26 protein-coding genes are annotated in these 25,685 nt (G+C 69.5%); 14 read left to right on the forward strand and 12 right to left on the reverse strand.

From position 1 onward, the window contains the following. Position 1 precedes the first annotated feature (1 nt). The 10 genes from ACWPXE_RS01220 to ACWPXE_RS01265 all read left to right on the forward strand — a co-directional run bounded on the left by ACWPXE_RS01220 (position 2) and on the right by ACWPXE_RS01265 (position 9,299). Positions 2–1,303 (forward strand): formylmethanofuran dehydrogenase, encoded by a 1,302-nt coding sequence (locus ACWPXE_RS01220; protein WP_454016342.1) that lies wholly within the window; start codon positions 2–4, stop codon positions 1,301–1,303. Next, positions 1,297–2,946: a formylmethanofuran dehydrogenase subunit A gene (locus tag ACWPXE_RS01225; protein WP_454016343.1), complete on the forward strand. Its 1,650-nt coding sequence runs from the start codon at positions 1,297–1,299 to the stop codon at positions 2,944–2,946. Before ACWPXE_RS01220 ends, ACWPXE_RS01225 begins: the two co-directional genes overlap by 7 nt. Continuing rightward, positions 2,946–3,845: a formylmethanofuran--tetrahydromethanopterin N-formyltransferase gene (gene fhcD, locus ACWPXE_RS01230; RefSeq protein ID WP_454016344.1), complete on the forward strand. Its 900-nt coding sequence runs from the start codon at positions 2,946–2,948 to the stop codon at positions 3,843–3,845. The genes ACWPXE_RS01225 and fhcD overlap by 1 nt, the downstream gene beginning before the upstream one ends. Further along, the gene (locus ACWPXE_RS01235) at positions 3,842–4,666 is read left to right on the forward strand and encodes a formylmethanofuran dehydrogenase subunit C (RefSeq protein ID WP_454016345.1); all 825 of its coding nucleotides are present in this window, start codon (positions 3,842–3,844) and stop codon (positions 4,664–4,666) included. The genes fhcD and ACWPXE_RS01235 overlap by 4 nt, the downstream gene beginning before the upstream one ends. 13 nt (positions 4,667–4,679) lie before the next feature. Continuing rightward, on the forward strand, positions 4,680–5,870 hold the full coding sequence (locus ACWPXE_RS01240; protein ID WP_454016346.1) for an ABC transporter substrate-binding protein: 1,191 nt from the start codon (positions 4,680–4,682) through the stop codon (positions 5,868–5,870). A 39-nt stretch (positions 5,871–5,909) separates the two neighbouring features. Then, complete coding sequence (locus ACWPXE_RS01245; RefSeq protein ID WP_454016347.1) at positions 5,910–6,890, forward strand: PQQ-dependent catabolism-associated beta-propeller protein; 981 nt, start codon at positions 5,910–5,912, stop codon at positions 6,888–6,890. 68 nt (positions 6,891–6,958) lie between these two features. Next, positions 6,959–7,753 (forward strand): ABC transporter ATP-binding protein, encoded by a 795-nt coding sequence (locus ACWPXE_RS01250; RefSeq protein ID WP_454016348.1) that lies wholly within the window; start codon positions 6,959–6,961, stop codon positions 7,751–7,753. Continuing rightward, positions 7,750–8,565, forward strand: coding sequence for an ABC transporter permease (locus ACWPXE_RS01255; RefSeq protein WP_454016349.1), 816 nt, complete (start codon positions 7,750–7,752; stop codon positions 8,563–8,565). Before ACWPXE_RS01250 ends, ACWPXE_RS01255 begins: the two co-directional genes overlap by 4 nt. A gap of 94 nt (positions 8,566–8,659) precedes the next feature. Then, positions 8,660–8,842 carry a hypothetical protein gene (locus tag ACWPXE_RS01260; RefSeq protein WP_454016350.1) on the forward strand — a complete coding sequence of 61 codons (183 nt, stop codon included), beginning with the start codon at positions 8,660–8,662 and terminating at the stop codon, positions 8,840–8,842. Between the two features lie 52 nt (positions 8,843–8,894). Then, positions 8,895–9,299, forward strand: coding sequence for a hypothetical protein (locus ACWPXE_RS01265; RefSeq protein WP_454016351.1), 405 nt, complete (start codon positions 8,895–8,897; stop codon positions 9,297–9,299). A 12-nt stretch (positions 9,300–9,311) separates the two neighbouring features. On the opposite strand, the gene ACWPXE_RS01270 is transcribed toward ACWPXE_RS01265, so the two are convergent. The 6 genes from ACWPXE_RS01270 to ACWPXE_RS01295 form a co-directional block, all read right to left on the reverse strand. Beyond that, the gene (locus tag ACWPXE_RS01270; RefSeq protein WP_454016352.1) at positions 9,312–10,016 is read right to left on the reverse strand and encodes a (5-formylfuran-3-yl)methyl phosphate synthase; all 705 of its coding nucleotides are present in this window, start codon (positions 10,014–10,016) and stop codon (positions 9,312–9,314) included. After that, the gene (locus tag ACWPXE_RS01275) at positions 10,013–10,591 is read right to left on the reverse strand and encodes a DUF447 domain-containing protein (protein WP_454016353.1); all 579 of its coding nucleotides are present in this window, start codon (positions 10,589–10,591) and stop codon (positions 10,013–10,015) included. The genes ACWPXE_RS01270 and ACWPXE_RS01275 overlap by 4 nt, the downstream gene beginning before the upstream one ends. Then, a complete protein-coding gene (locus ACWPXE_RS01280) occupies positions 10,588–11,955 on the reverse strand; it encodes a DUF6513 domain-containing protein (protein WP_454016354.1) in 1,368 nt (455 codons plus the stop codon). Before ACWPXE_RS01280 ends, ACWPXE_RS01275 begins: the two co-directional genes overlap by 4 nt. Next, a complete protein-coding gene (locus tag ACWPXE_RS01285; protein WP_454016355.1) occupies positions 11,948–12,589 on the reverse strand; it encodes an amino acid kinase family protein in 642 nt (213 codons plus the stop codon). Before ACWPXE_RS01285 ends, ACWPXE_RS01280 begins: the two co-directional genes overlap by 8 nt. Further along, complete coding sequence (locus ACWPXE_RS01290; RefSeq protein ID WP_454016356.1) at positions 12,586–13,020, reverse strand: dihydroneopterin aldolase; 435 nt, start codon at positions 13,018–13,020, stop codon at positions 12,586–12,588. Before ACWPXE_RS01290 ends, ACWPXE_RS01285 begins: the two co-directional genes overlap by 4 nt. 63 nt (positions 13,021–13,083) lie before the next feature. Further along, on the reverse strand, positions 13,084–13,608 hold the full coding sequence (locus tag ACWPXE_RS01295) for a DUF3280 domain-containing protein (protein WP_454016357.1): 525 nt from the start codon (positions 13,606–13,608) through the stop codon (positions 13,084–13,086). 49 nt (positions 13,609–13,657) lie between these two features. Here ACWPXE_RS01295 and ACWPXE_RS01300 point away from each other — a divergent pair, with 49 nt between their 5' ends. Continuing rightward, on the forward strand, positions 13,658–14,269 hold the full coding sequence (locus ACWPXE_RS01300; protein WP_454016358.1) for a hypothetical protein: 612 nt from the start codon (positions 13,658–13,660) through the stop codon (positions 14,267–14,269). 15 nt (positions 14,270–14,284) lie between these two features. Here ACWPXE_RS01300 and ACWPXE_RS01305 read toward each other — a convergent pair whose 3' ends face one another. From ACWPXE_RS01305 to ACWPXE_RS01315, 3 genes are all read right to left on the reverse strand, one after another. Next, entirely contained in the window at positions 14,285–15,595 is a 1,311-nt protein-coding gene (locus ACWPXE_RS01305; RefSeq protein ID WP_454016359.1) for a quinoprotein dehydrogenase-associated putative ABC transporter substrate-binding protein, read from the reverse strand. Between the two features lie 21 nt (positions 15,596–15,616). Further along, on the reverse strand, positions 15,617–16,054 hold the full coding sequence (locus ACWPXE_RS01310) for a c-type cytochrome (RefSeq protein ID WP_454016360.1): 438 nt from the start codon (positions 16,052–16,054) through the stop codon (positions 15,617–15,619). 100 nt (positions 16,055–16,154) lie between these two features. Further along, on the reverse strand, positions 16,155–18,038 hold the full coding sequence (locus tag ACWPXE_RS01315) for a methanol/ethanol family PQQ-dependent dehydrogenase (RefSeq protein WP_454016361.1): 1,884 nt from the start codon (positions 18,036–18,038) through the stop codon (positions 16,155–16,157). Positions 18,039–18,516: 478 nt separating this feature from the next. Between ACWPXE_RS01315 and ACWPXE_RS01320 the strand changes: the two genes are divergently transcribed. Together ACWPXE_RS01320 and ACWPXE_RS01325 are read left to right on the forward strand one after the other, a co-directional pair. Then, the gene (locus ACWPXE_RS01320; RefSeq protein ID WP_454016362.1) at positions 18,517–18,711 is read left to right on the forward strand and encodes a hypothetical protein; all 195 of its coding nucleotides are present in this window, start codon (positions 18,517–18,519) and stop codon (positions 18,709–18,711) included. Between the two features lie 327 nt (positions 18,712–19,038). After that, a complete protein-coding gene (locus ACWPXE_RS01325) occupies positions 19,039–19,257 on the forward strand; it encodes a hypothetical protein (RefSeq protein ID WP_041813178.1) in 219 nt (72 codons plus the stop codon). A gap of 33 nt (positions 19,258–19,290) precedes the next feature. Here ACWPXE_RS01325 and ACWPXE_RS01330 read toward each other — a convergent pair whose 3' ends face one another. Continuing rightward, on the reverse strand, positions 19,291–20,694 hold the full coding sequence (locus tag ACWPXE_RS01330) for a UdgX family uracil-DNA binding protein (protein WP_454016363.1): 1,404 nt from the start codon (positions 20,692–20,694) through the stop codon (positions 19,291–19,293). 2 nt (positions 20,695–20,696) lie between these two features. After that, positions 20,697–21,911 (reverse strand): putative DNA modification/repair radical SAM protein, encoded by a 1,215-nt coding sequence (locus ACWPXE_RS01335; protein ID WP_454016364.1) that lies wholly within the window; start codon positions 21,909–21,911, stop codon positions 20,697–20,699. A 147-nt stretch (positions 21,912–22,058) separates the two neighbouring features. Between ACWPXE_RS01335 and ACWPXE_RS01340 the strand changes: the two genes are divergently transcribed. Then, complete coding sequence (locus ACWPXE_RS01340) at positions 22,059–23,129, forward strand: serine hydrolase domain-containing protein (protein ID WP_454016365.1); 1,071 nt, start codon at positions 22,059–22,061, stop codon at positions 23,127–23,129. A gap of 12 nt (positions 23,130–23,141) precedes the next feature. Here ACWPXE_RS01340 and ACWPXE_RS01345 read toward each other — a convergent pair whose 3' ends face one another. Further along, on the reverse strand, positions 23,142–25,682 hold the full coding sequence (locus ACWPXE_RS01345) for an ABC transporter permease (protein WP_454016366.1): 2,541 nt from the start codon (positions 25,680–25,682) through the stop codon (positions 23,142–23,144). Positions 25,683–25,685: the final 3 nt, after the last annotated feature.

A 25,685-nucleotide genomic window follows, 5' to 3' on the forward strand; every position in this document is an offset into this window, starting at 1 on the left:
CATGGCGAGCGATCGGCCAACCCATCCAGTTGTCCGCCCCGTCGTCCATCGTGACGTCGTGTGCCCGTTCTGCGGCCTCGGCTGCGACGACCTGACCGTCGAGGAGGAGCCGCTGTCGACGCTGGCGGTGCGCTCCACCGATTGCCCGGTCGCGCGCGAGCGCTATTCCCACACACCAGAAGCGGAACCGCCGCGCGTCGCGGGTGTCCCGGTGCCGCTGGCGGAGGCGGTGGAAGTCGCCGCCGCGGTGCTGAGCGCGGCGCAAACGCCTCTGGTGGCCGGTCTCGGCACGGATGTCGATGGGGCGCGAGCCGCCCTGACGCTCGCCGAGCGGCTGGGAGCGGTGGTCGATCACGCGCTGTCCGACGGGCTGTACCGCAATCTGGCGGTGCTTCAGCGCACGGGCTGGATCGCGACGACCCTGGGCGAGCTGCGCAACCGCTGCGACCTGCTGCTGGTGGCCGGACCGGACCCGGCGGCGCTCCACCCGCGCTTCTTCGAGCGCTGGGTGGCGCCCACACCGGCTTTCCAGACGCCGCCCTCGCGGGAGGTGGTGTTCCTGGGCGGCGAACCGCTGGACGCCACGCGCGCCGCGCTTTCGGGTCTTCCCGTCACGGTGCTGGCCGGTGACCCTGCGAAGATTGGGGACGCGGCGGCGGCGCTGGCCGTGGCCGTGGCCGATCCGTCCCGTGCCTCGGGAGCCGCCGGCATCGCGGCCGGCGACATCGCCGCCCTGGCGGAGCGGTTGGTGACGGCGCGCTACGCGGTCGTGGCCTGGTCCGCCGCCGCCTTCGAGGGGCCGCACGCCGACCTGACGGTGGAGCGGCTGGTCCGCCTCGTCCGCGACGCGAACCGCCACACCCGCTGCGCCGGCCTGCCGTTGGCCGGGCACGACAATGTGATCGGGGTCAATCAGGTCTGCACGTGGCGCTTTGGAGTGCCGTTGCGCATGTCGCTGGCCGGAGGGGCGCCGCTGCACGATCCCCACCGCTTCGCCTGGGCGCGGTACACGGCCGTGGCGGACGCCGTCGTCTGGGTGTCCGCCTTCCGACCGGAGGTGCCGGCCTTTCCCGCGGGGCAGACCGTCGTCGCGCTGGCCCCGCCGGGAACCGCCTTTGCCAGCGAGCCGGCGGTGTTCATTCCCGTCGGCACGCCGGGCATCGACCACCCGGCCCATGTCTTCCGCAGCGACACGGTGGTCGCCCTGCGCGCGCGCGGGCTCATCGACCGTGGCTTGCCGGACGCCGCGGCCGTGCTGAAGGCGATCGCCGCCGACCTGCCGCAGGAGGCTCCCGCATGCTGACGAAACTCGCCGGGGCGCGCCTTTACGACCCGGCCAACGGGCGCGACGGCGCGGTGGGTGACCTGTTCGTCCAGGACGGGCGGATCGTCGCCGATCCCGGCCCCGGCGCGGCGCCGGACGAGGTCCATGACCTGTCCGGGCGGGTCGTGATGGCCGGCGCCATCGACATCCACAGCCACATCGCCGGGGGAAAGGTCAACATAGCGCGCCTGCTGATGGCGGAGGAGCACCGCGCGGCGGCGGAGGGGCCTTGCGGATGCGTCGGCCTTGCCACCCCGTCCACCCACGCCACGGGCTGCCGCTACGCCCAGATGGGCTACACGGCGGCCTTCGAGCCGGCGATGCTGCCGAGCAACGCCCGCCACGCCCACTTGGAAATGGCGGACATCCCGCTGATCGACACCGGCGGCTATCTGGTGCTGGGCAACGACGACCTGCTGCTGGAGCTTCTCGCCTCCGGCGCTGGCGAGGAGGCGGTGGCCGATTACGTCGGCTTCATGCTGAACGCCACGCGCAGCCTCGCCGTCAAGGCAGTGAATCCCGGCGGAATTAACGCCTTCAAGTACAACCAGCGCCGCCTCGACGTGGACGAGAACGGCCCCTTCCACGCCATCACGCCGCGCCGCATCCTCATCGCCCTGGCGGGGGCAGTGCAGCGGCTGGGGATTCCGCACCCGTTGCACCTGCACGGCTTCAATCTCGGCGTCCCCGGCAATGTCGAGGCGACGCTCGACAGCATCGCGGCGGTCGATGGCCTGCGGCTCCACCTCACCCACGTCCAGTTCCACGCCTATGGCGCCGAGGGCGACCGGAAGTTCTCCTCCGCCGCCGCGCGGGTGGCCGAGGCGGTCAACCGCCGGCCCAACATCTCGGTGGATGTCGGGCAGATCATGTTCGGCCAGACGGTGACGGCCTCGGCCGACACCATGGCGCAGATGAACAACACCGGGCTCGCCCACCCGAAGAAATGGGTGATGATGGACATCGAATGCGACGCGGGCTGCGGCGTCGTGCCCTTCCGCTACCGCGACAAGGCTTTCGTCAACGCGCTGCAATGGGCGATCGGGCTGGAGCTGTTCCTGCTGATCGAGGACCCCTGGCGGATCTTCCTCACCACCGACCACCCGAACGGCGCGCCCTTCACCAGCTATCCCGAGCTGATCCGCCTGCTGATGGACCGCGATCACCGCCTCGCCCGGATGGCGGAGCTGCACCCGGCGCTGCCGGAGCACACCATCCTGGGGTCGCTGACGCGCGAGTATTCGCTGGGCGAGATCGCCACCATGACCCGCGCCGCCCCGGCGCGCATCCTGGGCCTGACCGACCGCGGCCATCTCGGGCCGGGGGCGGTCGCCGACATCACCGTCTACACCGACCGGCCGGACCGTCGCGCCATGTTCGAAAAGCCGGACCTCGTCTTCAAGGACGGCCGCCTGATCGTCCGCGACGGCGTGGTGGTGGCGCTGGTCCAGGGGCGCACGCATGTGGTGGAGCCCGCCTACGATCCGACGATCGAATCCTGGATGACGCGCCGTTTCGACGAGCGCATGGGCCAGCGGCTGACGCATTTCCGCATCGCGGAGGAGGAGATCCGCGGCGGCAACGGCCTGGTCCGCCACGCGTGCCAGCCGGGGGCTTTTTGATGCGGCTGAACGGCGTTTACATCGAGGACACCTTCGCTGAGGCCTTCCCTATGCTCGGCACGCGGCTGGTCATCACCGCCGACACGCCGGACTGGGTGGAGGCGGCGGTGGTCAGCATGACGGGATTCGCCACCTCGGTCATCGCCTGCGGCTGCGAGGCGGCAATGGAACGCGTTTTGCCATCCGACGAGACGCCGGACTCGCGGCCCGGCGCTGCCGTGCTGCTGTTCGCCATGTCCAAGGCGGAACTGGCGAAGCAAGTGGCGCGCCGCGTCGGGCAATGCGTCATGACTTGTCCTGGAACCGCCTGCTATGCGGGCCTGCGGGACGGCCCGACGATCCCGCTCGGCAACGCGCTGCGCTACTTCGGCGATGGCTGGCAGATCGCCAAGCGGGTCGGGTCCCACCGCTATTGGCGCATCCCGGTCATGGACGGCGAGTTCCTGTGCGAGGCGGCCACCGCGGCGGTCGACGGCGTCGGCGGCGGCAACTTCATCATCCTTGCGGCGGACCGCCGCACCGGGCTGGCGGCGGCGCAGGCTGCGGTCCTGGCGATCCGCGAGGTGCCGGGCGCCATCCTGCCCTTTCCCGGCGGGGTGGTCCGCTCCGGCTCCAAGATCGGCGGCAAGTACAAGGGCATGATCGCCTCCACCAACACCGCCTTCTGCCCGACGCTGCGGGCGGCAGTGCCGGCGTCTCTGGTGCCGGAGGGGGTGGAGTCCATCCTCGAACTGGTCATCGACGGGGTGAGCGAGGCGGCGGTCGCCGCCGCCATGCGCGCGGGCATCGCCGCCGTGGCGGACCTCGGCGCCGCGGGTGGGGTGGTGTCGGTGACCGCTGGCAATTATGGCGGCAAGCTCGGCCGCTACCAGTTCCGCCTGCATGAGGTGATGGCATGAGCGGCGTCATCCTCACCACGCGCGATCCTTCCGGTCCGCCGATCGACATGACTGGCGTCCTGCCCGAACGGCTGATCGAGGGCGGGCAGGAGGCGCTGGCCGGGCTGATGCTGGTCCGTGGGCGGGGGCGTCACCGGTTGGACGCGCTGTTCACGCTTGAGGACGGCGGCCCTCCCGGTACCCTGATCCTGCGTCCCGGCGGCGCGGTGCTCGACGGGGTGGGGACGGGCATGACCGCCGGGGACATCCGGGTCGAGGGGGAGTGCGGCGCCTACGCTGGCAGCGCCATGCGCGGCGGCACGCTGACTGTCGCGGGGAACTGCGGCGCCTTCGCCGCCGCCGGAATGGCCGGCGGGCGCCTGCACGTCGCGGGCGATGCCGGAGATTTCCTGGGGGCGCCGCTGGCCGGCGGCACGCGCGGCATGAGCGGCGGCTCCGTCGTCGTCATGGGCAACGCCGGCGACCGCGTCGGCGAGCGGATGCGCCGTGGCCTGATCACCGTCCACGGACGGGTGGGGAGCCTGTGCGGCGCCCGGATGATCGCCGGGACCATCGCCGTCGGCGCCGGTTGCGGCCCCAATGCGGGGCAGGCCATGCGCCGCGGCTCCATCCTGCTGCCCCAAACGCCGGATGCCGTTCCGTCCGGCTTCGTCGATGGCGGCATAAACGACTGGCTGTTTCTGGACCTGATGCGGAAGGAGCTGATCGATGGCGGGGCTTGGCCCAGTGGATTCCCAACCGCCGGAACCCGTGCCCGGCGCCTTATCGGCGACCGGTCGGCCGGAGGGATCGGAGAAGTGCTTATCCTGTCAGAAGGGTAGCGGGCGCCTTCCCGTGATCCGGGCCGCCGCCTTTCTGACCGTCGCCGCCGCGCTCCTGCTCGGGCCCCCGGCGTGGGGCGCCGATCCGCTGGTGGTCCGCATCGGTTATCTGACCCGCGCGGAGGAGCCGCGGATCCCCCAGACCTTCCTTGAACCGGTGTCGGACGACGAGGGCGTCCAGGGCGCCCGCCTCGCCATCGCCGACAACAACACGACCGGGCGGTTCCTCAACCAGCGCTTCGATCTGGTCGAGGTGACGGTGCCGGAGGACGGGCGCGTCGAGGACGCGGTGCGCGACCTCGCCGGGCAGGGCGTGCGCCTGCTCGTCGCCGACCTCAAGGAGGATGCGCTGCTCGCCGCGGCGGCGATCCCCGAGGCGGGCGGCATGCTGATCTTCAACACCCGCGCGCCGGACGACGACCTGCGCAACGAGCGCTGCCGCGCCAACCTGCTGCATGTGACGCCCAGCCGGCGGATGCAGGCCGACGCGCTGGCCCAGTATCTCGCGTCGCGGAAATGGATGAACTGGCTGCTGGTGGTCGGGCGGACGCCGCAGGATGCCGCCTACGCCGACGCGATCCGCGCCGCCGCCAAGCGCTACCGCGCCAAAATCGTCGAGGAGAAGCACTGGACGTTCGAGGACGCGAACCGCCGCGTCGACACCGGCCACGTCACCGTCCAGTCGGAAATCCTCACCTTCACCCAGGGCACCGAGCACGACGTGTTGGTCGTCGCCGACGAGGCGGACGGGTTCGGCGAGTATCTGCTCTACCAGACGTGGCTGCCCCGCCCGGTCGTCGGCACCCATGGGCTCGTCCCGACCGCGTGGTCGCGCGTTCATGAGCAGTGGGGGGCGACGCAGATCCACAGCCGCTTCGAACGGCAGGCCGGACGCTGGATGCGCCCGCGCGACTACACCGCCTGGATGGCCGTCCGCGCGGTGGGCGAGGCGGCGACGCGCACCAAGTCCGCAGACCCCGCGGCGCTCGCCGCCTTCGTGCGCAGCCCGGACTTCACCCTGCCGGCCTTCAAGGGGCAGGGGCTGACCTTCCGCGACTGGGACGGGCAGCTTCGGCAGCCGGTGCTGCTGGCCGGGCCGCGGGTGCTCGTCTCGGTGTCGCCGCAGCCGGGCTACCTGCACCAGTTCTCGGAACTCGACACGCTCGGCGACGATCGCCCGGAAAGCCGGTGCCGCACCCGCTGAGAAAAGCCCCGGCAGGGGGCAACCATGGGAGGGAACGTCATGTCGTTAACCGGAGGAGCCGCCCGGATCGGCGCGTTAGCGCTGCTGGGCTTCGCCATCGCCCAGCCCGCGCAGGCGGACACGATCTTCGTGTCGAACGAGAAAAGCAACACCGTCTCGGTGGTCGATGGCGGCAAGTTGCAGGTGGTCGCGACGATCAAGGTCGGCCGCCGGCCGCGCGGCATCACCTTCAACGAGGACATGACGCAGATCTTCGTCTGCGTCGGCGACGACAACCGGATCGACGTCATCGACGTGGCGACCCAGAAGGTCGTCGACCGGCTGCCCTCCGGCCCCGATCCGGAGTTGTTCGTCCTGGACCCGCAGGGGCACCGGCTCTACGTCGCCAACGAGGACGACAACATGGTCTCGGTGGTCGACATCGCCAGCAAGAAGATCATCGGCGAGATCCAGGTGGGGGTGGAACCGGAGGGCATGGGCGTCAGCCCGGACGGCAAGATCCTGGTGAACACGTCCGAAACGACGAACATGGCTCATTTCATCGACACGGAGTCGCACAAGATCATCGACAACGTGCTGGTCGATGCGCGCCCGCGCGTCGCCCAATTCACCGGGGACGGGCGGTTCGTCTGGGTGTCGTCGGAGGTCGGCGGGACGGTCAGCGTCATCGACGCGTCCTCGCGCAAGCTCGTCCACAAGATCAGCTTCGCGGTCCAGGGCGTGCCGCGCGAATCCATCCAGCCGGTCGGCATCCAGCTGACCAGCGACGGGCAGCGGGCCTTCGTCGCCCTCGGCCCGGCCAACCGGGTCGCCGAGGTCGATGCCAAGACCTACGAGGTGAAGCGCTACCACCTCGTCGGCCAGCGTGTGTGGAATCTCGCGCTGTCGCCGGACGAGAAGCGCCTCTACACGACGAACGGCGTCAGCAACGACATGTCGGTGATGGATCTGGAGCGCGGCCGGGTCGTGAAGTCGATCTCGGTCGGCGGCGCGCCCTGGGGCGTGATCGTCAAGCCGTAATCTTATAGCCCTCTCCCCTCTGGGGAGAGGGGATTTCACACACGGTTGCTCCCGGCGATGGAGACGACATGGATTGCTTCGAAACGGCGCCTCCCGAACCGCGCGCCATTCCCGGTGGTGCGGCGGCGGAACCGGTCCTGGCGGTCGAGGGGCTGAGCCACAGCTTCGGATCGCGGACGGCGCTGGACGGCGTGTCGTTCGGCGTCCCCGCGGGGCGGTTCACGGTGTTGCTGGGGCTCAACGGCGCCGGGAAGACGACGCTCTTCTCCCTGATCACGCGAATCTACAACACCCGCCAGGGGAGCATGCGGGTCTTCGGCTTCGACATGCGCCGGCACCCGGCCCAGGCGCTGGCGCGCATCGGCGTGGTGTTCCAGCAGCCGACGCTCGACCCGGACCTGACCGTCATCCAGAACCTGCGCTACCATGGCGGGCTGCATGGTCTGGCGCCCGCCGACATCGAAGCCCGGGCAGGGGAGGAACTCGCCCGCATCGGCTTGGCCGAGCGCGCGGACGAGCGGGTGCGCACCCTGTCCGGCGGGCAGCGGCGGCGGGTGGAGATCGCCCGCGCGCTGCTCCACCGCCCGAGCCTGCTGCTGCTGGACGAGCCGACCGTTGGGCTCGACATCGAACTGCGCCGGCAGGTCCTCGACCATGTGCACGACCTCTGCCGGGAGCGGGGGTTGGCCGTGCTGTGGGCGACCCACCTGATCGACGAGGCGCGCGACGGCGATGGCGTCGTGGTGTTGCACCGCGGGCGCGTGCTGGCCGCCGGGCTGGTGGACGAGTTGTGCGCCGCCACCGGCACCGCGACGCTGGGCGACGCCTTCGCCCGGCTGACGGCGAAGGGGGTGGCGGAATGAACGCGACGCTCTGCTGGCGTTGCCTGCGCGCGGTCATCGTCCGCGAGGGGCTGCGCTTCGTGCACCAGCGCGAGCGGTTCTTCGCCGCCCTGGTGCGGCCGCTGGTCTGGTTGGCCATCTTCGCGGTGGGCTTCCGCGCGGTGCTCGGCCTGTCGATCATCCCGCCCTATGAGACCTACATCCTCTACGAGGATTACGTGACGCCGGGGCTGGTGGCCATGATCCAGTTGTTCAACGGGATGCAGAGTTCGCTGTCCATGGTCTACGACCGGGAGATGGGCAGCATGAAGACCCTGCTGGTCAGCCCGCTGCCGCGCTGGTACCTGCTGGTCTGCAAGCTGCTGGCCGGCGTCCTGGTGTCGATCGCCCAGGTCTATGTCTTCCTCGCGATCGCCTGGTTCTGGGGTGTCCAGCCGCCGGAACTCGGCTATCTCGCGGTGCTGCCGGCCCTGGTCCTGAGCGGGCTGATGCTGGGCGCGCTCGGCCTTCTTCTGTCCTCCTTCATCCGGCAGTTGGAGAATTTCGCGGGCGTGATGAACTTCGTCATCTTCCCGATGTTCTTCGCCTCCTCCGCGCTCTACCCGCTGTGGCGCATCCGCGAGGGCAGCCCGACGCTCGCCTGGATCGCCGGGATCAACCCCTTCACGCAGGCCGTCGAGCTGATCCGCTTCGCTCTGTATCTGCAATTCAACGGCATGGCTTTCCTGGCCGTCGCCGTGTGCCTCGCGCTGTTCCTGGGGGGAGCGATCCTCGCCTACGATCCCGGGCGTGGCTTCTGGGCCCGCCGCGGCGGGCCGGCGGAACAGGGGTGACAAGACGGGCGGAACCGCCCCCGGCGACCTGCGGTTGATGGAGCAGACGACCGTCCGGTCATCCCGCCGGGCGGGCTCGGGTGGAGGAAACGTCATGACGGGACATTCCGACAAGACTCAGGACCAGCCGCGCGGCGAGAAGAGCGTTCTCGGCAGCGAGCAGGAATTCAAGAAGGACGAACCGCAGGACGCCGGGCGGGACGAGCGGGCGAAGGAGGACATCGGCCGCATGGGCGAAGCGTCCCGCCAGAGCCGCAGCACGAAGGACGCGGGTTAGCAGCGCCCGATCTTTCCCATATTCGTCCAACATCATGCCGGAGGACAGGTCCATGAAACATCTGCACATCCTGGCCGGTGCGTCTCTGCTGGCCCTCGCGTCGGCCGCGGCGGCGGTTCCGGCGTCGGCCCAAAGCACGGGCGGCGCGATGCCTCAAGGCTCGGGAAGCCAAAGCTCCAGCCCATCGACCGGCGCTCTGCCGGACAACTCCCTGGCCGGGCAGCGGCAGGGCACCGTCGGCGGCGGGGTCACTCAAGGCGGCGGACAAGGCGGCACGTCCGGCTCCACGACGCCCGATTCTTCGGCGTCCGGTGCGTCGGGAGGTTCCACGAGCGGCACCGGGGCGCTGCCGGACAATTCCCTGGCCGGACAGCGGCAGGGCACCATCGGTGGCGGCTCGGTGTCGCAGGGTGGCAACACCAAGTCCGAACCGCCGAAGCAGGGCTCCGGGCAATAGAGGGTCGCGCGTTCAACCGTTGAAGGGCTGTTCCGGGAGGGCGTCGCGGACCGCGGCCAGCGCGGCCGGGTCCAGCGCGCCGCCCCGGTCGGCACCGGCGCACAGCGCGGTGCGGAAACCGAGATAGTCTGGCGCGAGCGGCAGCAACGCCGGAATGTCGTCGAGGCGCAGTGAACCGGCGAGCCCGGTGAGCAGGCCGTGGCTGCGCGCCTGTACCAGGAAGCGTGCCAGTTCCTCCTTCGTCTTGTGCCGCAGCAACCCGCCGGAGCCCTTTCCGGCGGTGTCGAGCATCGCTCCGGCGAGGCCGGCTCTCGCGATGTCGGGAAGCAAAGTGCCGGGGTCGGTCCAAAGATCGGCGAACAGCACGGCGACGATGCGGGCGCCACTCCGGGCCTCCGGCGCCAATGCGGCCACGCAGCCAGCCGGATCGCCGGATGGAAACAGCCCGATCTTCACATAATCGACGCCGGAGGCCGAGGTTTCGGCAACGCGCCCTGCTACGGCGGCGGGGTCCATCGGCAGGTCGCCCACGGTGGCGCTCAGCGGAGTGCGTATGGGCCATCGGGTGGCTGTGTCCACGGCGCGTGCGATACTGTCCAGCGGCCACGCGCCGAGCGCACCAGCCTTGGGGTTTTTCAAATCGAGAATGTCCGCACCCCCCCGTGCGGCGAGCGTCAGTTCCTCCAGGGATGCGACGCTGGCGAGCAGCCGGCTCATGGTGCCTTCTCCTCGCTCGCCCGGTGTTCGGCGATGCGGTCGAGCAGCCAGCTCCACGCCTCCAGCTCCACAGGACCGGCGGTCTTGCCGATGGCGATGGACAGATAGTCGATTTCGCGGTCGATTTTCTCGGGCGGCAGGAGGTGCAGGCGGCTGACCAGGATCGCCCCCTCCACCACGGCGGCCTGCGCCCGGTTGAACCCACGGAAGGGGCGATGGGTGACGAGATGCACCGGGCGGCAGTCCAGGCGTGGGCGCACCCCGTCGTCCTCCACCACAGCCACTTCCAGTTCCTCATGCGCCAGCGCTTCGGCGAGCACGGCGCCGCGGATGCGCTCCGCCGGGACGGTCGGCCAGTCGCGTTGCCGCCCAGTGACGCAGCCGGCGAACACCCGGACGTCGTCGGTGAAGTTCACCACCGCGCAGCGGGTGGCGAGCAGGTTGTCGAGCGTGCGCGACGGGCGGAAGGGGGCCAGGACATAGCCGGTCTCGGTCACCGTGGCGCCCATGGGGGCGACGTGGACGTTGCCCGCCATGTCGCAGCTCGTGATGATGGTTTCGCGGATGAAGGTCACGTCGCGCGCCTCCCCGTGCCATCCGGCGCGTCCACCGCCACGCCCCAGCGCAGTTCGTTGTCCTGGCTGTAGCGCTTGCCGAGCTGCCAGGCGACCTGTGCGCGGGCCAGTTCCGCCCCGAGATAGAAGGCGTGCCCCATGTCGGTGCGGGGATCGATGTGCGGGAGCAGGGCGAAGGGATCGCAGGCCACATGGTGCCCATCGCGGTTGTAGAGATGGAGCCCCTGTTCCGTCACCTCGATCCGGTAGTTCGGGTCGCGGATGCGGGCGGCGAGGTCGGCCACCTGCTCCGGCGTGCTGGTGAAGGGCTTGCGGTCGCGCAGGCAGAGCAGGGCGTCGCCGAAATTGCGCGGCAGGGCGCCGGCCTCCGCGGCGGCGAAGAACTGGCGCCGCGCCGCGTCGAACTCGCGGATGGTCCGGCGGCAATGGGGGCTGACCTGAACCGTCAGGATGTGGTCGATGCGCAGTTCGGAGACAATCCCCATCAGCAGCGCGGTCATCCCCGGCGTGTCGGCGTCGGTCAGTTCGGTGACGTTGCCGACCCCCATCAGGATTTCCAGGTCGGGGTGGCGCGCCCGGACTTCGCGGTAGCGGAGCAGGGAGTCGGTGAAGCCGTGATGGATCGGCTCCAGGATCGGGTCGGCGATGCAGCGGCGTCCCGCGCCGCGGGTGGCGTCCAGCGCGCGATAGAGCGACGGGAGATCGCCCGGCGTGGTGGGGATGACGACGGGCACCGCGTCGGTCTCGCGGGCGACCCAGGCGGTCTCCTCGGTCAGGCTGAGCAGGTAGGACGCGCCCGCCGCGGCACCGCGCAGCAGCTCCCTGGGGTCGAGGGAATCGACGCTGACCGTGTAGCCGGCCTCGCGCAGCGCCGTCACCGCCTCCTCCAGATGGGGAAAGGGATGGTCGGGCAGCCCGCCGAGGTCGATCACGTCGGCCCCGTCCGCCGCGAAGCGTGCGGCGCGCTCCAGGATCGCCGGCACGCCGAGCAGCGGCGCCTCGACGATCTCGGCGAAGATCCTGGTGCGGTAGCGGCTGAGATCGAGCGGGGCGGCCTGACGCTGGAAATGCTGGGGCAGATCATCCAGCTCGTCCGGACCGCGCTCGAAGGGCACGCCGAAATGGGCGGACAGCCGGTCGAGGTCGCCGCGGAAACGCCCCGGCAGCAGGACGAGGTCGGCCCCCTCGGTCGAGGCGAGGCGGCGCAGCACGATCTCCGTCGTCGCCAGGGCCGCGACCTTGATGCCGAGATTGACCACGGTGGTCCGGAACTCCAGCGGTTCCAGCGCGGCGAGCACATGGCGCAGGCGCGGTTCGGCCAGCGCGCCGGTCAGGAACAGGACGTGCTTGGGGCGCTCAGCCATCGGCGTCCTGTTGATCGGCGGGCAGGGCAAGGTGGGTGCCGCACGGGTTGCCCTGGTCCAGCGCCTTGGCGAAGCGCCGGTGCTCGTCCCGCGACACGCACCAGACGGCCCCGCCGTAGCGCGCCATGCGGTCCGGCAAGGCCGGATCGACGATGCCCTCTGTTACGAGCTGCGTCACGGGAGTGACGGCGTCCGGCAACGGGGCTGACTTGACGAGGACCGCGCAGGTGGCACCGAGCGCGCCGGCCAGCCAGACCGCCAGACTGTCGGACGTGACGTCCCAGCTTTCCGCCACGTCGGCGCTGTCCGCCAGGGGAAGCGGCATCCAGACGGTCGGGCTTGGCCGGCCGCGCAGATCGGCGAGGTTGCGGGCGGGTGTCAGCCTCGGCTCCAGGTCGACCAGGGCGGTTCCGTACTGCTCCATGGCGAGCAGGGCCATGCGGTGCGCGGCGCGGTCGCCGAAGCCGAGCGCCGGCTGGGCGTCGCGGACGGCGTCGGCGAAGGGGCCGCCGCCGGGGACGATCACGACGCGCAGCCGGCGCGCCGCGGCCAGGATCTCCAGCCAGCGTCGCAATTCAGGGGCGCGCCACAGGCTGCCGCCCAGCTTCACGACCCACAGTGGCGCGCTGCTCATGATCCCGTTTGCGCTCCCTCGGGGCGGGTGCGCTCGATCACCACGCCGACGCCGCCGGATTCCGGAACGACATCCAGCTTCTCCACCTGCACCCGCGCGCGGGTCACATCCGGGTTGGAGAAGCACAGGGCGAGAATCCGGTCGCCCAGCGTCTCGACGAGGTTCACATGGGCGCCGTCGCGCAGGGCGCGGATGCCGTCGATCAGGAAATCGTAGGACAGCACCTCGTCCAGGCTGTCGGTCATCGGCCGGTCGGGCCAGGGCAGCGTCAGCGAGACGTTGATCCGGACGCGCTGCGTGCGGTCCTTCTCCTGGTCCCAGACGCCGATACGGAACTGGTCCACATAGTCGCGCAGCGTGATGTCGTAGTACCGGACGCGGCTCGCCGGCGGGCGGTACGGCACATAGGAGAGCAAAGCGTCGTCGGCCAAGCGATCCTCCTCCCCGTGTCGGACGAAGGTTGGCTCCCCCGCCTCGGATGTCGTCAGGGTTCGTCACCGGTCAGACGGCGGCGCGGCCAGCAGACGTTGACGCAGCAGCCATTCGACGCCGCGCCGCCATGACCGCTCGTTGTCGCCGCGGATGTCCGCGTTCGCGACGGCGATGATCTCGCCGTCTCCACCGCCATCTCCGGTGCGGCGCATTATAATCTGCATGTTGAGGATCAGCGTGCTGATCTTATGGATGAAACCCGTCACCACGATGTCCGCGCCGGCCCGGCGCCCCAGGTCGCGTTCGCAACCGTTGCACCGATGGAGCGACGCCGGCACCTCCGCCGCGACGGCGCTGTCGCGGACGCTCATCACCTCGTAACCGCCGTCCTTCAGCCCTTCGCGCAGCAGCGCCGTCACCCGCTCCAGTCGCCCGGCATGGTCCGGATCAGAGGGTTCCCGGCTGGTGTCCACCAGTTCCAGATCGAAGACCAGAACCTTGGCCGGTGTCTGCGCCGCCGCTGGGACCGTACCGCTCAACAGCAGCAGGAACAGGAGCGCCGTCGCGGCGAATTCCGTCGGCCTCATCCGAATGCGTGGATGGGCAAGGGTGCCCGATGTCCGGCAGACTCTCGCCATGCGTCACCGCTCCGCTGTCCTAGCCGCCGCGTTGCTCACCCTGGCGTCCGCCCCGGCGGGGGCGGCCGGGGGAGACCCGGACTGGCCCTGCGTCCAGATCCTCGTGCCGACCCTGTCGTCCGGCCAGATCTGGCCCGGCGATCCCATTGAGGGGAAGGAAGGCGACTGGCGCGACATTCCCGGCGCCGAACCGGTCCTGAAGCAGCTCCTCGGCCGCCGGCTCGCTCCGGAGCAGGAGCAGGCGGCGATCGACCGCTTCGCCGACCAGCTGGAGACCAATGGGGGGGCGGACCGCAACGCCGCCCTCACCGCCCTGTTCGCCGGAGCCTTCGACGCGCTCAACCAGGAGCGAGGCCAAGCCATCTCGGCCATCAAGCGCTACGCCCACCAGCAGCGCGTCCTGCTCGACAGCATCGACGCGGCGCTGACCCGTCTCCAGGCGCTTCCCGCCGACGCCCCCGAAGCGATCGCGTTGCGTGAGGAGATCGCGTGGCGGCGGCGCATCCTCGACGAGCGGCGGCGCAACCAGACGGCGCTGTGCGAGCAGCCGGTCCAGTTCGAACAGAAGGCCGGCCGCATCGCTCGGGACATCGCCGCCCGCCTGGATTAAGGCGAGCGGTTTCGGTCAGTTCGACGCGCCGCCGGCGAAGGGCTCGACCGTCTCCAGCCCGTATCCCGCCTCTTGCCAGCGCATGGCGCCGTCGGAATACCAATAGACGTTGCCGTACCCCCACTCCACCGCGCGCTTCGCGGCGTTCCAGGACATCCAGCAGTCCGGCTCGCAGAAGAAGACCAGCCGGGCGGCCCGATCCCCGTGACTCACGGTTTCCAATCCGGTGCGGAAATAGCGTTCCTGCTCGCCCGACAGGCTGCCGTAGCCGACGTTGGGCAGCCAGACCGCCCCCGGCAGGCTGCGGCGGGGTGGCGGAACCCACACGGCCGGCTCCGGACGGTCGGCCGGGCGCGGCGGCGCCGGCATCACGTCGATCAGCCGCGTGTCGGGATAATGCTCGATCAGCCGCCGCAGTTCCGCCAGGGTCACGGTGGCGGCACCGGACAGGCCGGCGGGGGTCGGGGCGCGGTACTGGTCCATCCGGTAACCCGGCGGCTCGATGGCGGCGGCGGTCTTCAGCGCGCCGTCGGGGCCGATGATCGGGACGTGGTAGCGCATCAGGATGCGGTCGATGTCGTCCTGGCGGCGCTTGATGAAATCGTTGAGCCAGTGCTTCCATTCCGGCTCGTCGGAGCGGATGCCCATGGAGATGTTGAATTGCAGCCGGGCGCCCGCCGGCTCCTTGACCAGCGGCACGACGGTCAGCGGCTCCGTCTGCTGGGCGGCGAAATAGCCGGCGATCGGCCCCCAGATCACCGCGGCGTCGGTCTTGCCGGCGGCGACGTCCTCGATGGCGTCGCGGGCCGGGTTGTTGGCGCGCGTGTCGGTGTTGAGCTGGTAGGGCTCCGTCCGGGTGATGCCGTAGAGCCGCAGCAGGTTGACCGCGGGCGTCTTCTCGACGACGCCGATGCGGGCGTCCTTCAGGGACGGATCGCCCACGCTCTCCGCCCGGATTCCCGACTTGGTGCGGTAGACGAGGGAATAGACGGTCCTGTAATAGGGGTTGGTGTTCTGCATCAACTCTTCGCCGGACGCCGTTCCCATCACGAGGTCGCACTGCCGCGCGCGCAGCGTGTTGCGGACGAAGCCGATGGTCTGCGGCCACCAGTAATAGGTCACCGGCTTCTTCAGGTCCTCGCCGATGAGCCGGGCGATCTCGTTCTCGAAACCCTCCATCCTTTCGTTGGAATAGGGCAGAAGGTTGCCGTCGGCGCAGACGCGCACGGTCTCGCGCTCCGTCACCTCGACGGCGTGGGCCGGCGCGGTGACGGACAGCAGAGCCGCGGCGCTGGCAACGACGGTGAGCACAGAAGGAAATGCCATGAAGGGTCTTCCTCCGCCGGATCAGCCGCCGATGCGTTGCGGGCGTCCGCCGGGCAGCACGCCGTCGGCCCGCGCCTTCAGGTAGCGGTAGATGTCGTCCAGGTGATCCATGATGTTCGGGTCGAGGCCGAAGGAGGGCATCACCTTGTCGCCGGTGGCGCCCTGATTCTGGCGGCCGTTGACGACGACCTCCTTGAACTCGTCGTAGCTGAGGCGTTTGAGCGAGTCCGCGAGGCTGGGGGCGAAGGACGACCCCGACGCGTCGAAGCCGTGGCAGGTGTGGCAGGTCGCGTGGAAGCGGCGGTAGCCGTTGTAGGTTCCCTTGTCCACCTGACCGTCCTTGACGATGTAGGTCGGTGTTCCGTCGGGGGTTGTCGGCGCGTCCTGCGCCAGGGCGGCGAAACAAGCGAGGGTGCCCACCGTCAGCGCACCGGTCAGCAAGCCAAGTCTGCGTTTCATGGATGTCGAGATCCTTGCCCGGAAGCCGGGTCCCAGTGAATGCCGAAGGCTCTAAAGCAAAACCCCCGGTGCGTTGCGGCACCGGGGGCAGGTCTGCCGATCACTTCTGGTCCGGGATGTGGAACACCGTCAGGACGCCGCCGAGCTGGGTGTATTCGCCCAGCGACTGGTGGGCGCCGACCGCGCCGAGGCCGGCGGTCGCCACGCCCGTCCCACCGGCGCGGTTGGGATGGACGGCCTGATGCCACTGGTTCGCCCCGGATTCCTGGGTCAGACCGGCGGCGAGACCGATGCCGGCCCAGCCGCCGACGCCGGACAGGACGGCTACATACTGCTTGCCGTTGTGGGTGTAGGTGTTGATGTTGCCGATGATGCCGGATGGAGTCTTGAACCGCCACAGCTCCTTGCCGTCCTTCATGTCGACGGCGACGATATAGCCTTCCAGCGTCCCGTAATAGGCCAGCCCGCCCTTGGTGGTCAGAGCGCCGCTCCACACCGCGAAGCGCTCCGGCCGCGACCAGACGATCTTGCCGGCCGCCGCGTCCCAGGCGATGAAGTTGCCCATGCCGCCGTGCGAGTTCGGCGTCGGGTACATGGACACGGTCGAGCCGACATAGGCCTGCCCCGCCGTGTAGGAGACGGAGAACGGCTCGTAGTCCATGCAGATGTGGTTGGTCGGGACGTAGAACAGGCCGGTGTCCGGCGAGAAGGAGGCCGGCTGCTGGTCCTTGGTGCCGAGTGCTGCCGGGCACACGGCGGCGGTGTTCTTGTCCTCGCCGTTGGCGAAGGTGCTGTATTTGTCGACGACGTTCGGCCGTCCGGTCTTCATGTCGACGTCGGTCGCCCAGTTGACCGTCGGGTCGTATTTTTGCGCGACGAGCAATTCGCCGGTCGCCCGGTCCAAAGTGTAGGCGAAGCCGTTGCGGTCGAAGTTGACCAGGACCTTGCGCTGCTGGCCGTTCATGGTGATGTCGGCCAGGATGTTCTCGTTCACCCCGTCGAAGTCCCATTCATCAAACGGCGTCTTCTGATAGACCCACTTCGCCTCGCCGGTCTCCGGATCGCGCGCGAAGATGGTCATCGACCATTTGTTGTCGCTCTTGGTCCGGTCCTTGTCGACGGCCCGCTGCGTCGGATTCCAGGTGCCGGGGTTGCCGGTGCCGTAATAGATCAGGTTGAGCGCCGGATCGTAGGTGTACCAGCCCCAGGTGGTTCCGCCGCCGCGCTTCCATTCCTCGCCCGGCCAAGTAGAGACGCCCAGATCCTTCTGCCCGATGGGCTTGCCCATCATCATCGTCTTCGACGGATCGATCTTCACGTCGGCATCGGGACCGGTCGAGAAGGCCCGCCACACCATCTTGCCGCTGTTCGTGTCGTAGGCCGTCAGATGCCCGCGCACCCCGAACTCGCCGCCGCTGATGCCGACGAAGACCTTGTCCTTGACCACCAGCGGGGCCGCCGTCAGGGTCTCGCCCTTGGTGTGGTCGCCGTTCTTGGCCTTCCACATCTCCTTGCCGGTCTTGGCGTCGAGTGCCACCAGCGTGTTGTCCGCCTGGGCCAGGAAGACCTTGCCGTCGGCGACGGCGACGCCGCGGTTGACGGTGTCGCAGCACATCACCGGGATGACGGTCGGGTCCTGGACCGATTCATATTTCCAGATGACCCGCCCTGGGTTGTTGAGGTCCAGCGCGAAGACCTTGTTGGGGAACGGCGTGTGAATGTACATCACGTCGCCGACGACGATCGGCCCGCCTTCATGGCCGCGCAGAACCCCGGTCGAGAACGACCACGCGACCTGGAGATTCTTGACGTTGTTGGTGGTGATCTGGTCGAGGGGGCTGTACCGCTGCCCGGCATAATTGCCGAGCTGGGACGCCCAGTTGTTGGGGTTCGCTTCATTCTTGAGAATACTGTCGTTCGCAGAAACCGAGCCGGCGGCGACGACAGCGACAGACGCCAGAAGCCAGCGAGACAACACCTTCATGACGATCCCTCCCGTTGTAGCGCTTATTGTTACCCAAAAATCAATGGGCTTCTTGCTTATGGGCGCGACACTGATTGCAAAAGGGCGTTGTCGCGCGGATGTTGTTGCGCGGTATGTTCGGTTCTGAATTCAATATTCAGAAAAGCTGACGCCAAATTGGTACTTAATGCTATATTGGGACCATCTTCTCGTCAAGGCTCTGCCGAATAGAAAAAACCAAACAGTGGCCCTATGCCAGATTTATCCAGGACCGACCACAAATTGGGAGTAAGTGGATAATCCTTCAAAACATGATTTTGTAATTTATTTATTTGCAGTTTTGAATGCGAATTTTGTGCAGGGCAGCAATATTTGCTGCAAAGCAGCGCGGCCCGATCCGTGGCGCCGGCTGTTGATGCATGCGTTCCGGCCTTCGTCCGCCTTGGCGGAAGCGCCGAAGGCGCCGGCTCATCGAGCTTTCGTACAGGAAACGCGAACCATGTTTGAACTGGTTCTGGTGATTTGTCTGGCCGTGCGGCCGGACCACTGCGCCATCGAGCGTCCACTCTCCTTCGAACGGTACCCGACCGCGGTCGAATGCACGCACAACAGTTACGTCCACGTCGTGCATTGGCTCATGCAACATCCCAACTGGAACGTCCGCCAATGGCGGTGCGAGCAGCCCGGGGCCTGACGCCAGCGCAGGTTGCTTCAAGGATAGAAAACACGTCACTCAACGTTCCGTTGACCTGCGGCGCGCCGACTCCAGACTTGCGCGAAGGCTTCTCTGGACCTTGCGGCCCGTTCCGTTTCATCCGCTGCACCAACGGATTTGCAAACTCCCAACGTTTAGGCATTGGTTAACCTTCGATGCCTAATGATTCGGCGCCCTGTGGTTTGGCTCATTTCCGAGCAGCCGGAATCGCGCAATCCTGTCCTCGTCCTGGGCATGGCATGCGGCTTGCTCTCGCTGATCCACACGATGTTGGCACAGCCGTGCCGTTGCGTTTTGGAGCGCCCGATGTTTGTTACCCTGTCGATGATCTTCTGCTTGGCGTCCGACCCGACCCAGTGCCAGACCATCAACCCGATGGTTCCCGACACCGAACCCCTGACCATGTCGAGCTGCCCGATCGCCGGTCAGATCGAGAGCGCCAAGTGGATCAACGACCACCCGAAGTACGAGCTTCAGCGCATCCAATGCACGGTGGGCAAGCGGTTCAAGCAGCAGGGCGTGTGAGGATCTGATCGCGCGAGACGGCTCGATCCCCTCTCACGCCAGCGCCGCGGCCCGGCGCAGGTCGGCCACGAACTCCGCCTGCGCCCTCCGTCGCTCCTCGTCTCCCGGAAGCCTCAGCAGGTAGGAGGGGTGGACGGTGACGAAACCGTCCCACCCGTCGAAGGCCATCGGACCCCGCTCGCGCAGCACCGAAACGGGCCGGCCGCTTAGCGCCAAGGCCGCGGTGCCTCCCAGCGCGACGACGAGGCGGGGGCGGACGAAGCTCAGCTCCGTCATCAGCCACCAGCGGTAGTGCTTGACCTCGCCTGCGGTGGGGGATTGGTGGATGCGCCGCTTGCCGCGCTGGACGAATTTGAAATGTTTGACGGTGTTGGTCAGGTAGAGGCCGCTGCGGTCAATGCCGGCCTCCTCCAGCGCGGCGGTCAGCAATTGGCCGGCGGGGCCGACGAAGGGGCGGCCCTCGCGGTCCTCCTGGTCGCCCGGCTGCTCGCCGACGATGGCGATGGCGGCACCCTCCGGCCCCTCGCCCAGCACTGCCTGCGTCGCGCCCGGCACCAGCGGTTCAGAGCGCTGGATCAGGCGGTTCAATTCGGCGAGGCTTTCCGGGGCCTGCCGGGCCATCGCTGCCACGGCCTTCTCGGGCATGCGGCGGCGCGGGATGACGGCCTCCGCCTCCAGCATCGCCTGGACGCGGGAGGGGGCGGAGCGGACCATGGCCGGGATGGCCGCCGTCTCCGGCATGTTGGCCCAGTATTTCCGTGGCATCTCCGCCCGCATGGCCGTCAGGTTGACCCGCGCCGGGTTGAAGGTGCTCTCGTAATAGCGCTGCCAACCCTCGGCGAAGCGGTCGTCTGCCAATGAATCTGGACGCTCGGCTGGCGGGCCGGTCAACAGCCGCTGGCGGTCCCAATGCAGCGAGCCCTTCGGCGTCAGGATCGTCCACGCCATGCTTTCGAAGCGCTCGACGAAGAAGGGGGCGACGGCCTCGACGATGTGGTGGTCGGGCTCGAACCACGCGACGTAGCGTTCCCCGCCGTCCGGGCCGGGGAGTGCGCGGAAGCGCAGGAAGGCGTGCATCTTGTGGATGTCCCGGCGCACCGCCTTGTCAAGCCGCTCCAGCCGGTGCACCAGAGGATCGGCGTGCTGGTCGAGCAGAGCCCGCTCCCCATTCAGCACCCGCCAGACCAGCCGGTGGAGCAGGGCGTAGCGCTCCGGATCGCCGTGGCAGACGACGGTTTCGATCAGTTGTCCGACCGCCTGGGGCAGGAGGACCGGGGCGCCGTTTTCGGAAGCGGGCGCCGCATCGTCGCCGAACAGCGACGGCGCGCCGACGCTCCACAGCACCTCGTCGGGCGCCGTCCGGGCGGCGGCGAGGCGGCGCACCGCCCGGCGGAAGCCGTCGAGGTCCGCCCCCTCCCGCAAGGTGATCGTGTGCATCGTCAGAACAGGCTCAACTGGCTGGACGGTGTGACCAAGCGCTGGCGCAGGTCCAGCCGGTCGGTCAGCCCGCCCACGGGGTGGTAGTCGGCGGCGATCAGGAAGGGACGGGCGCGGCGCAGCCCGCTCGACAGCCGCCCCAGATCCTCCATGCGCAGGCGGGTGTGGCGGCGCGCCGACAGGATCTTGTCGACGGCGCGCGCGCCCAGCCCCGGCACCCGCAGCAGCATCTCGCGGTCGGCGCGGTTGACGTCGACCGGGAAGCGCTCGCGGTTCTTCAGCGCCCAGGCCAGCTTCGGGTCGATGCCGAGGTCGAGCATCCCGCCCTCGCCGCCGGACGCGATCTCCTCCACCGTGAAGCCGTAATAGCGCAGCAGCCAATCGGCCTGATACAGGCGGTTCTCCCGTTGCAGGGGCGGCGGCTTGACCGGCAGCACCGAGCTGGCCTCCGGGATCGGGCTGAAGGCGGAGTAGTAGACGCGGCGCAGCCCGTAGCGCTGATAGAGCGTGCCGCTGGTCTCCAGGACCGAGCGGTCGGTGGCATCGTCGGCGCCGACGATCAGCTGGGTGCTCTGGCCGGCGGGGGAGAAGCGGCGGCGCTCCTCCTTGGCCTCGACGATGCGCTCGTTGACCTGTCCCATCACCGCCTTGATGGTGCCGCCGTTCTTCTCCGGCGCGAAGGCCTTCAGGCTGTGGTCGGAGGGCAGTTCGAGGTTGATCGACAGGCGGTCGGCCCACAGCCCGGCCTGCTCGATCAGCCAGGGGCTGGCTTCGGGGATGGTTTTCAGGTGGATGTAGCCGGCGAAGCCGTGGTCGCGCCGCAAGGTCCGCGCCACCAGCATCATCTGCTCCATCGTGTGGTCCGGCGAGCGGATGATGCCGGAGGACAGGAACAGGCCCTCGATGCAGTTGCGCTTGTAGAAGCCGAGGGTCAGCGTTACCACCTCCTCCACCGTGAAGCGGGCGCGGCGGACGTTGGAGGAGCGCCGGTTGATGCAGTAGACGCAGTCGAACAGGCAGTGGTTGGTCAGCAGGATCTTCAGGAGCGAGACGCAGCGCCCGTCCGGTGTGTAGGCGTGGCAGATGCCGGCACCGGTCGTCGAGCCCAGCCCCTCCTTGCCGCCGCTGCGCGGCTTGGCGCCGGACGAGGCGCAGGAGGCGTCGTATTTCGCCGCATCGGCCAGAATGCCGAGCTTCTCGATCAAGGCGTCGTCCATCGTCCCATCCCACGCTGCTTGTGTGTTCTTAATATGTTCTCATGGGGTGGGGAGGCAAGCGGCGTGTGCGGCGCTGGGTGGGACAAAGTCCGACCAGCATATCTTCGGCAATCTTGGATGGCACGGAAGCGGGACCACATATCCGGGATGAACCCGCATCCGCCATTCCGTCTCGGCCGCCGCACCGTCCTTGCCGCCACCGCCGCCGTTGCTGCCGCGTCCCTCGGCGGCGCCCTGACGCGCCCGCTGCAGGCTGCCCAACCCGCAGCCGGTGCCACGTTCGATCCGGTCCTGCTGGACCGGGCGGTCAAACAGGCGGCGGCGCTCGACCAGATCCATGCGCTGGTCATCGGGCGGAATGGGGAGGTGGTGTCGGCGGAGGCTTTTCGGGGACCGGCGGTTAGCCGCGCCGTGAACGTCAAGTCGGTGTCCAAGACCATCGCCGCCTCGCTCGCCGGCATTGCCATCGACCGCGGGGTCCTGAGGAGCGTCGATGACACCCTCGCCGAGGCGGCGCCGGGGCTGGTTCCGGCGGGCGTCGATCCGCGGGTGCGGCGGATCACCATCGCCGACCTCCTGACCATGCAGGCCGGTCTGGAACCGACCTCCGGGCCGGGCTACGGCCGCTGGATCAACAGCCGCAACTGGGTCGCCGACGCACTGCGCCGTCCCTTCGTCACCGAGCCCGGCGCGCGGATGCTCTATTCGACCGGGAGCTACCATCTGCTGGGCGCGGCGCTGTCCAGCGCGTCGGGGCGCAGCCTGCTGGCCCTGGCGCGGGACTGGCTGGGCGAGCCGCTGGGGATCGAGGTGCCGTCCTGGACGCGCGACCCGCAGGGCTTCTATCTCGGCGGCAACAACATGGCGCTGTCGCCGCTCGACCTCTTCCGCTTCGGCGAGCTGTGGCGGCAGGGCGGCCTGTGGAACGGACATCCGGTCATCAGCGCCGCCTGGGTGGAGGCGTCGTGGGTGCCGCGCACGCGCTCTCCCTTCTCCGGCGACGACTACGGGTACGGCTGGTTCCTCGCCAAGGCGAAGGGGCACCGCATCGCCTACGCGCGCGGCTACGGCGGGCAGATGCTCTATCTGGTGCCCAGCCTGGGGCTGACCGTCGTCGTCACCTCCGACCCCGGCCGGCCGGCGCGCTCGGATGGCCATGTCGGCCTTCTCAACGCCCTGCTGACCGACGCGATCATCCCGGCGGCGGAAATGGCCTGACCGGCCGGTGGGTCAGGCGGACAGCGCATCGCTGCGCAGCCGCCGCATCACGTCCCGTCGCGGCAGCCAAGCCACCAGCACGGCTCCGACCGCCGCCATCGCGGCGACGGTGCCGAGGAAGGCGGCCAGGGGAACAGCGCCTCCAGGCAGGGGAGCGCCCTCGGCAAGGCTGGCGACCACCACCGCGCCGCCGACCCAGCCGAGCGGAACCGCGACCGCGGCGACCGCGGCGCCCAGGAGGACGAATTCCAGCACCACCGCCTGGACCATCGAACGCCGCCCGACTCCGAGGGCGTGCAGGATCGCCATTTCCTGAAGCCGCCGCCGGGCGCTGCTGGCGATGGCGCCGAGAAGGACCACGACCGCCGCGCCGAGAGCGACGGCGGACAGGCCGTCGAGAAGCCCGCGCACGGTCTGGACGGTCGCCCCGAGCGTGTCCAGAACCTCCGCCACGCGGATCGTGGGGGCTTGCGGGATTGCCTGCGTCACCGCCGCCTCAACCGCCGGAACCGCTTCGGGCGAGGACCAGACGGCGCTGACGAGGCTGTGCGGCGGCGGTTTGGGGAAGGGGGAGAGGAGAACCGGAAAATCCAGGTCGAGCCGCGTCCAGTCGATGCGCCGGAGGTTGGCGACCGTCGCGGTCAGTGGGCCGCTCGCCAGGGCCAGCGTGAGGCTGTCTCCCACCGCCAGCCCCAACCGGCGGGCGACCTGCGCGTCCAGCGAGGCGAGCGGCGGGCCGGTATAGCCCTCGGGCCACCAACTCCCCGCGACGATCCGGTCGGTGGGGGCCGGGCGGTCGCGCCAGGACAGGCCGCGGTCGCCGCGCACCGCCCAGCCGACGGAGCGCGGGGCGTTCGCCTCGGTGATGGCGGCGCCGTTGAGGCGGCTGATCCGGGCATGCAGGAAGGGCGCCGTCTCGACCCGCCCGACGCCGGGCAGGGCGGAGAGCCGTTCGCTCAAGCGATTGCCATCCGGCGGGGGAAGGTTCAGGACGACGACGGAGGGCGTCTGCGCCGGCAGCGTCGCCGCGACATGGCCGGTCGCCGACCGTCCGACCACGCCGACCGCCACCAGCAGGGTCAGGCCGATGCCCAGAGCGACGGCCACCGGGACCGTCGGCGCGCCGGGCCGCCCGAGGTTGGCGACGGCCAGCCGGACCACCGGTCGCCGCCCGAGCGCCAGCCGGCGGGCCACCCAGGAAAGCCCCCGTCCCAGCAGCGCGAAGCCCGCCGCGACCACCCCGGCGACAAGCAGGAATCCGGCGACCGCGAGCGGCATCCCGGTCCAGGCGGCGAGAAGACTGGCGAGCGCCAGCCCCAGAAGCGCGATGGCGCCACGAGTCCGCCAGCCCAAGGGCTGGGACAAGCCATCCACCGCCCCCCGCCATATCGCGGCGGGGCTGGTCCCGGCGGCACGGGCCAGCGGCGGCACGGCGCAGAGCAGCGCCGCCAGAAGCCCGACCGCCCCCGCCAGCAGCAAGGCTGCTGGATCGACGACGCCACCCGTCTCCGGCATCCAGTCGAGCGGGAGCGCGCGCACCGCCGACGCGGCCAGGACGGCGCCGGTCGTCACGCCGATCAGCAGCGCCACGCCGACCACGGCCAGCGTCTGCAGCAGGAAAGCGGTGAAGAGTAGGCGCGGCGAGCCGCCCAGCGCCTTCAGCGTCGCGAGGACCGGCAACCGCCGGGCGAGATGCGCCGACAGTGCCCGGCCGATGCCGACGCCGCCGATCAGCAGGATGGACAGCGCCCCCAGAAGGAAAAGCGCGCGGGCAAGCTGCACGGTGCGGTCCACGCCCGGAATGCCGTGCGAGGCATCGACGATCCGCCATCCCGCGTCGGGAAATTGGCGCTCCAGATCGCGCAGGACGGCGTCGGAGCGGACCGTCTCCGGCAGGAGGAGGCGATAATACCAGTAGACGGGCATCCCCGGCTCCGCGAGGCCGATCTCGTCCAGCGCCCGGCGGTCGATGACGACCCGCGGGCCGAGGGAGAAGGCGCGGAAGGCCCGGTCCGGCTCATGCTGCAGCACGGCGCGGATCGCGACCTCGGCGACTCCGAGCCGCAGCCGGTCGCCGACTTTCAACGCCAGCGCGTCGAGGAGGTCGGCGGACACTGCCGCTCCCCATCGCCCGTCCCGTTGGGCCAGAGCCTCGGCCAGGGACGGGGCTCCGGAGACCGTTGCGGCGCCGACCAGCGGGTAAGTGCCCTCGACCGCCTTCAGTTCGACCAGGGCGCGGGCATCGCCGCTCACCGTCGAGGCGACGGGCCGCAGCTCCGCAGTCTCGCCGACCCAGCCCATCGTTTCGAGGACGGCCCGCTGCTCCGGCGTGGCCGGGGCGTGGAACAGGCGCAGGGCGAGGTCGCCGCCGACCGCCTCGCGCGCGGTGGCCCGCATACCCTCCAGCACGCCGCCGCTGAGCGAGCCGACGGCGGCCATCATGGCGGTCCCCAGCGCCACGCCAAGGACGACGATCCAAAGTCCGGCGACGCCGCCCCGCAGGTCCCGCCAAGCCAGCCGCAACGCGATGCGCAGATGAGTCATGGCGGACATATC

It is taken from the genome of Azospirillum sp. Marseille-Q6669 (genome assembly GCF_965111635.1).